The sequence below is a fragment of the Streptoalloteichus hindustanus genome, from assembly GCF_900129375.1.
GTDB lineage: Bacteria > Actinomycetota > Actinomycetes > Mycobacteriales > Pseudonocardiaceae > Streptoalloteichus > Streptoalloteichus hindustanus.
Genome location: NZ_FQVN01000003.1, coordinates 811,504 through 818,065, shown reverse-complemented (window position 1 = coordinate 818,065; position 6,562 = coordinate 811,504). Strand labels below are relative to the sequence as shown.

Here is a 6,562-nt window from a genome sequence, read left to right as displayed (position 1 = left end):
TCACGCCCGGTCCCATTCCGAACCCGGAAGCTAAGTCCTCCAGCGCCGATGGTACTGCACTCGTGGGGGTGTGGGAGAGTAGGACGCCGCCGAACTTTTGTTGGGGTTGTGGCCCGCACCGTGTGGTGCGGGCCACAATCTTTTGTGGGGTGTGTGTGGGGGGTTCCTTGTGGGGCCCCCCTTTTTTTTGTTGGTGTGGTGTTTCAGGGGTGGATGAGGGCGGGGTGCGCGGGGTTGTCCCAGCGGACCACCAGGTCGGCGGAGTCGAGCGGCTTGGCCTCGGCGAGATAGCGGCTGTGGGCGGGGAGCGTCCACGCGTCGGTGGAGGGTGTCTGGCGGGCCAACGCGGCCGGTGAGAGCCAGAGGTGGACCGCGAAGTCGAACGGTAGTCCGTGCGCCAGGAGAAGCTCTCCGTCGAGAAGAACGACACCGCGTGGTGGAAGCGAGACGTAGTCAGCGCGGGTGGCGCGGTCGGTCTCGCTGTTCCACAGGGAGGGCAGCACTCGCCCGCTGCCCCGCGCGCCCGCGGGATCGAGCACCTCGCGCCGCAGGCCGTCCACGTCGAGCCAGTCCTCGTAGAAGGAGTCCGGGTCCTCCCGGCCCCGTTCGAACCGGAGGGACGCGGGGCGGAGGAAATCCTGGGCGGACACGCGGAGCACGGGGAGGCCCAGTAGCCGGAGCGGCGTGACGAGCGCGTCGGCGAGGCGTTCGGGGTGGGCCGCGGCGGGCCCGTCGATCGCGACCCGGACCCGGGTGCGGTTCGCCAGGACGCCGAGCCGCTGGGCCAACTCCTCGACGAGGTTCTCCGGTGAGATCGGACGAGCCCGCATGCATCGATCCTGCCCGACTCCAAGAAGCTCTCAGCGCGGTCCCGGTGCGTTCGGTTCGGGACTGAGGTCCGGAGAAGACCCCGGGAAGCCCCGGAATGGGGGTTGAGCGGGCCGCTGGAGCGACTTTCCCCCAGAGACAGGGAATTCCCTCATGCGCCCAGTACCGGGCGCTGTCCTCGGTAGGCTGCGCCGCGTGAGCGGAGTCCGGGTCCTCGTGGTGCAGCCGTCCGACCTCGACCCGTTGGGCCCGCTGGAAGAGTGGCTGCGCGGCGCGGGCGCGGAGCTCGTTCTCGCCCAGCCGGGTCGGGAGCCCCTGCCACCACTGGCAAACCACCAGGCGGTGGTGTGCCTGGGGGGCGAGATGTCCGTCATGGATGACGAGGGCCACCCCTGGCTCGTCGAGGTGCGCCGGCTCCTGGCGGAGGCGGTGTCCGCCCGCAAGCCCGTGTTGGGGATTTGCCTGGGGGCGCAGCTGCTCGCCCTCGCCACCGGCGGGCAGGTCCGTCCCGCGGCGCACGGCCCCGAAGTGGGGCCGTCGCTCGTGGCGAAGCGGGACGTCGCGGCGGACGACCCGCTGTTCGCCGACCTGCCCTTCACCCCCGATGTGCTGCAGTTCCACGGCGACGAAATTCACGTGCTGCCCCCGTCGGCAGTGCTCCTGGCATCGTCGCCGCGCTACCCGAACCAGGCCTTCCGAGTCGGGGACTGCGCCTACGCCCTCCAGTTCCACATCGAGACGTCGGCCGAGCTGGTCGCCCGATGGCGTGACGCCCAGCCGGCGGCCGCGGCCGCCGCGCGGCCCGGAGACCTCGACGACGAACGGCTGACGGTGGTGCACGAGGACATGGCGGAGGTGTGGAAACCCTTCGCGGAACGGTTCGTCCGGCTTGCCTCGCGATACGCCGGGTTGCTCCCCGGTGACCCACCGCCACCGCGGTCCCTGCCCTTGGCCTGAGTCACACCCTGCCCTGACGTTTCCTTGATGACGCGGAGGTAGTGTCAACCCTGTTTGGCCTGGACCGGGAGGGTTGGCGTGGAGGCCTCACTACTCGTCGTCGTGGTGGTGGCGACGGCTTTGATCTTCGACTTCACCAACGGCTTCCACGACACGGCCAACGCGATGGCGTCGTCCATCGCGACCGGGGCGCTCAAGCCGCGCACCGCGGTGGCGTTGTCGGCGGTGCTGAACCTGGTGGGCGCGTTCCTGTCCGTGGAGGTCGCGAAAACGATCTCCGGGGGGCTGGTGGACGACGCCCGGATCACCCCTGCCGTGGTGTTCGGGGGGTTGGTCGGCGCGATCGTCTGGAACCTGGTGACCTGGTTCGTCGGCCTGCCCTCCAGCTCCTCGCACGCCCTGTTCGGCGGGCTGATCGGAGCTACCTGGATCTCGGCCGGCGCGGACGCGGTGCACTTCGCGAAGCTGGTCGACAAGATCCTGGTGCCCGCGGTGGCCGCGCCGCTGGTCGCCGGCGTGATCGCGATGACCGGCAGCTTCCTCACCTACCGCCTGGTGCGTCGCGCCCGGCAGGACGTGGTGGGCCGGGGGTTCCGGGCCGGGCAGGTCGTCTCGGCGTCGCTGGTCTCGCTGGCGCACGGCACGAACGACGCGCAGAAGACCATGGGCATCATCACCCTCACGATGATCACCGCCGGGATGCTGCCGGCCCAGGCCGGCCCGCCGACCTGGGTGGTGGTCAGCGCCGCGCTGGCGATCGCGCTGGGCACCTACGTGGGCGGGTGGCGCATCATCCGCACCCTGGGCAAGGGGCTGACCAGCATCGAGGCGCCGCAGGGGTTCGCGTCCGACGCGAGCGCGGCCACGGTCATCCTGGCCTCGTCCCACCTGGGCTTCCCGCTGTCGACCACGCACGTGTGCTCCGGCAGCATCGTGGGCGCCGGGGTCGGCCGCCGCGCGCCGGACGTGCGGTGGGGGGTGGCCGGCCGGATGGTGCTGGCCTGGCTGGTGACCCTGCCGGCGTCCGCGGGCGTCGGCGCGGTGGCCGGCAAGCTCAGCTCGACCGGTGTCGTGGGCACCGTGGCCGTGGCGGCCATGGGCCTGGCGGTCGGCGCCTGGATCTACCGCGCCTCGCGGCGCAACCCGGTCAACGCCGAGACCGTCGCCAGGGCCGAGCAGGCCGACGAGCCCGAGTCGCCGGTGGAGCCCGCCTCCGCCCCGGTGACCGTGTGACCCGCGGGGAGCGGTCGTGCAGGTGAAGTGGGCCGCGCTCGGCGAGGTGTTCCTCGTCGGCTTCGGGGTCGCGGTCAGCGTGGTGCTGCTGTTCACGCTCGGGGTGTTGGGGCTGTCCGCCCGGGCCACGGCCAGGGAGCGCGGCGCGGGCGGCGGCGTGGGGCAGGCGCTGGCCGGCGTGTGCTTCACCGCGTGCGGCGGGGTCGTGCTCTACGGGGTGTATCTGATCGCCTTCGGCTGACGTCCGGGCCGCGGACTACCGTTGGCGGGCATGGCGCTCAGCAGCAGGGGGCCGGTGTTCTCCCCGGCGCGGTTCGGTCTGACCGACCCGAGGGCCGAGCGGGAGCTGCGTGCCCTCGGCTGGTGGTCCGAGGACGGGCCGGCGCCGGGTGCGGAGCGGCTGTTGGCGGCGCTGTCCCGCAGTCCTGATCCGGACATGGCCCTGCGGGGTCTGGAGCGGTTGAGGGCCGCTCTCGGCGACGGGTGGGCGGAGTTGGCCGCCGCGCTCGGCGACGACACCGCCCTGCGGGGTCGGCTCCTGGCTGTCCTGGGCAGCTCGACCGCCCTCACCGACTACCTGGTGGTGCGGCCGGCGGAGTGGCGTCGGCTGGCGGGTGCGGACCGGCTGGCGGACGCCGAGCGGTTCACCGCGACGCTCCTGGCCGCGGTCGGGGCCGACGTCGAGGTCGATGACGCGGGCTCGGCGGGCACGTCCGAGGGCGTCCGGGCGCGGTCGAGCGGTCCGGAGGCGGTGCGGGAGCTGCGCGCGGCGTACCGGGGCCTGCTGCTCGACGTCGCGGCCGCTGATCTGGCGCCCGTGGTCGAGCCCTCGCTGCCCGTGCTGGGGTACGACGAGGTGGCCGGGGCGTTGTCCGACCTGGCGGTCGCGGCGTTGCGGTCCGCGCTGGCGGTCGCCGTGGCCGAGGTCGCGGGGCCGGGTGAGCCGCTGCCGGTGCGCCTGGCCGTGGTCGCCATGGGCAAGTGCGGTGGTCGGGAGCTGAACTACGTCAGTGACGTCGACGTGGTGTTCGTGGCCGAGCCCGAGGGTGAGCTGGGCGTCGCCACCCGGGTGGCCAGCGCGATGATGCGGGTCGCCGGGGCGGCGTGTTTCGAGGTGGACGCCGCGTTGCGCCCGGAGGGGAAGGCCGGCGCCCTGGTGCGCACCCTGGACGGCTACCTGTCCTACTACCGCCGGTGGGCGCGCACCTGGGAGTTCCAGGCGCTGTTGAAGGCGCGTCCGGTCGCGGGGGACCTGGAGCTGGGCGAGCGCTACGTGGCCGCGGTGCGGCCGTTGGTGTGGGCGGCGGCCGACCGGGAGGGTTTCGTCGCCGACGTGCAGGCGATGCGCCGCCGGGTCGAGAACAACGTGCCGTCGGAGTTGGCCGAGCGGGAGCTGAAGCTGGGTCGCGGTGGCCTGCGGGACGTCGAGTTCGCGGTGCAGTTGCTGCAACTCGTGCACGGTCGCACCGACGAGGAGCTGCGCTCGGCCACGACGATCGACGCGTTGGCCGCGTTGGGACGCGGGGGCTACGTCGGGCGGGAGGACGCGGCGGACCTGGGGGAGTCCTACCGGTTCCTGAGGCTGCTGGAGCACCGGTTGCAGCTGCGGCAGCTTCGGCGGACGCACCTGTTCCCCGCCGATGACGACCAGGCCGGGTTGCGGTGGCTGGCCCGGGCGGCGGGGATGCGGCCGGACGGGCGCCGGTCGGCGGCCGAGGCGCTGCTCGCGGAGTTCCGCCGGCACAACAACCGCGTCCGGCGGTTGCACGAGAAGCTGTTCTACCGGCCGCTGTTGGAGGCCGTGGCCAGGGTGCCCAGCGAGGCGCTCCGGTTGACGCCGGTCGCGGCGCGTCAGCGGCTCTCCGCGCTCGGCTACACCTCCCCGGAGGGGGCGTTGCGGCACATCCAGGCGCTGAACTCCGGGGTGTCGCGGCGGGCCGCGATCCAGGGCGCGTTGCTGCCGGTGTTGCTGGACCTGCTGGCGCGCACGCCGGACCCGGACGGGGGCCTGCTGGCCTACCGCCGGGTGTCCGAGGCGCTCGCCGAGACCCCCTGGTACCTGCGCCTGCTGCGGGACGAGGGCGCGGTCGCGGAGCGGTTGGCGACGCTGCTCGGCACCTCGCGGTACGTGCCCGACCTGTTGGTGCGCGCGCCGGAGGTGTTGCGGTGGCTGGGGGACACGGCGGTGCTGGCCGGCCGGGACCCCGACGAGGCGGCGGGCTCGCTGTGCAGCGCCGTCGCCCGGCACACCGATCCGGCGCAGGCGGTGCTCGCGGCGCGGTCGCTGCGGCGGCACGAGCTGCTGCGGGTGGCCTGCGCCGACCTGCTGGGTCTGCTGGAGCTGCCCGGGGTGTGCGCGGCGCTGAGCACGGTCTGGGCGGCGGTGTTGCGGGCCGCGCTCGACGCGGCCCAGCGGGCGGTCTCGGCGGGCGCGTCGCCGGCGGCGCGGATCGCCGTGATCGGGATGGGTCGGCTCGGGGGCGGTGAGCTGGGGTACGGGTCGGACGCCGACGTGCTGTTCGTCTGCGAGCCCGCGCCCGGGTCGGACGAACGGACCGCGCTGCGATACGCGACGGCCGTCGCCGAGCTGGTCCGGCGGTTGCTCAGCGCGCCGAGCCTCGACCCGCCGCTGCAGGTCGACGCCGACCTGCGGCCGGAGGGCCGGTCCGGCCCGCTGGTCCGCACGCTCGACTCGTACCGCGCCTACTACGCCCAGTGGGCGGAGGTGTGGGAGGCGCAGGCGTTGCTGCGGGCCCGGTTCGTCGCCGGGGACGAGGAGCTGGGGGCGCGGTTCGTCGCGCTCGTCGACCCCGTGCGGTACCCGGAGGGCGGCCTGGACGCCGCGCTGGCGCGGGAGATCCGCCGGATCAAGGCGCGGGTGGACGCGGAGCGGCTGCCGAGGGGCGCCGACCCGGCCACCCACACCAAGCTCGGTCGCGGCGGGTTGGCGGACGTCGAGTGGACCGTGCAGTTGCTCCAGCTCCGACACGCGCACGCGCACCCGGCGTTGCGGACCACGGCGACGTTGGCGGGTTTGTCGGCGGCCGCGGACGCCGGGGTGCTGGACCCGGCGGACGCGGAGGCGCTGGCGGCCGGGTGGCGGATGGCGACGAGGGCGCGGAACGCGGTCACGCTGGTGCGGGGCAAGCCGGTGGACCAGCTCCCGGGGTCCGGGCGGGAGCTCGCGGCGGTGGCGCGGGCGCTGGGGTACCCGCCGTCCGCCGACCCCGGCGAGTTCGTCGACGACTACCGGCGGACCACGCGGCGGGCTCGGGGTGTCGTCGAGCGGGTGTTCTACGGGGAGTGAGTTCGGGACTCGGCGCGATGCGGCGCGGGCGGGACTGATCTGACCGTGAGCGGGACCTCTCGAACCGGCCCGGAGCGCCAAGGCGCGACGGAGCCCCGTTCGGGGTGTCACTTTCGGGCAGTGTCACCTGTGGGTGGTGACACATCCGGGTGGAAGGTGTGCGCCCGAGCGGGGAGTCGTCCTCACCGCGAGCGCGTGCCCACCCGTTGGCGCGGATGGGGAGGTGGGCGAGGGCCG

At 73.9% G+C, this 6,562-nt stretch carries 5 protein-coding genes and 1 rRNA gene; 5 read left to right on the top strand and 1 reads right to left on the bottom strand.

Annotation, left to right across the window (positions count from 1 at the left end; translation table 11 throughout):
- Positions 1–95 (top strand): 5S ribosomal RNA (rrf, locus tag BUE43_RS12935); the annotation flags it as partial.
- Positions 96–203: 108 nt separating this feature from the next.
- Here rrf and BUE43_RS12930 read toward each other — a convergent pair.
- Complete coding sequence (locus BUE43_RS12930) at positions 204–830, bottom strand: nucleoside/nucleotide kinase family protein (protein ID WP_073482472.1); 627 nt, start codon at positions 828–830, stop codon at positions 204–206.
- Positions 831–1,023: 193 nt separating this feature from the next.
- Here BUE43_RS12930 and BUE43_RS12925 point away from each other — a divergent pair, with 193 nt between their 5' ends.
- From BUE43_RS12925 to BUE43_RS12910, 4 genes are all read left to right on the top strand, one after another.
- Positions 1,024–1,785 carry a type 1 glutamine amidotransferase gene (locus BUE43_RS12925; protein ID WP_234995682.1) on the top strand — a complete coding sequence of 254 codons (762 nt, stop codon included), beginning with the start codon at positions 1,024–1,026 and terminating at the stop codon, positions 1,783–1,785.
- Between the two features lie 78 nt (positions 1,786–1,863).
- On the top strand, positions 1,864–3,018 hold the full coding sequence (locus BUE43_RS12920) for an inorganic phosphate transporter (protein WP_073482467.1): 1,155 nt from the start codon (positions 1,864–1,866) through the stop codon (positions 3,016–3,018).
- A 16-nt stretch (positions 3,019–3,034) separates the two neighbouring features.
- Positions 3,035–3,259: a hypothetical protein gene (locus BUE43_RS12915; RefSeq protein WP_073482464.1), complete on the top strand. Its 225-nt coding sequence runs from the start codon at positions 3,035–3,037 to the stop codon at positions 3,257–3,259.
- A gap of 30 nt (positions 3,260–3,289) precedes the next feature.
- Positions 3,290–6,325, top strand: a complete 3,036-nt coding sequence (locus tag BUE43_RS12910) for a bifunctional [glutamine synthetase] adenylyltransferase/[glutamine synthetase]-adenylyl-L-tyrosine phosphorylase (protein ID WP_073482461.1) — start codon at positions 3,290–3,292, stop codon at positions 6,323–6,325.
- The last annotated feature ends 237 nt before the right edge of the window (positions 6,326–6,562 follow it).

Excerpts from the sequence above, each read along its gene's own strand:
- BUE43_RS12930 (WP_073482472.1), bottom strand. The coding sequence starts at position 830 with ATGCGGGCTCGTCCGATCTCACCGGAGAACCTCGTCGAGGAGTTGGCC.
- BUE43_RS12910 (WP_073482461.1), top strand. The coding sequence starts at position 3,290 with ATGGCGCTCAGCAGCAGGGGGCCGGTGTTCTCCCCGGCGCGGTTCGGT.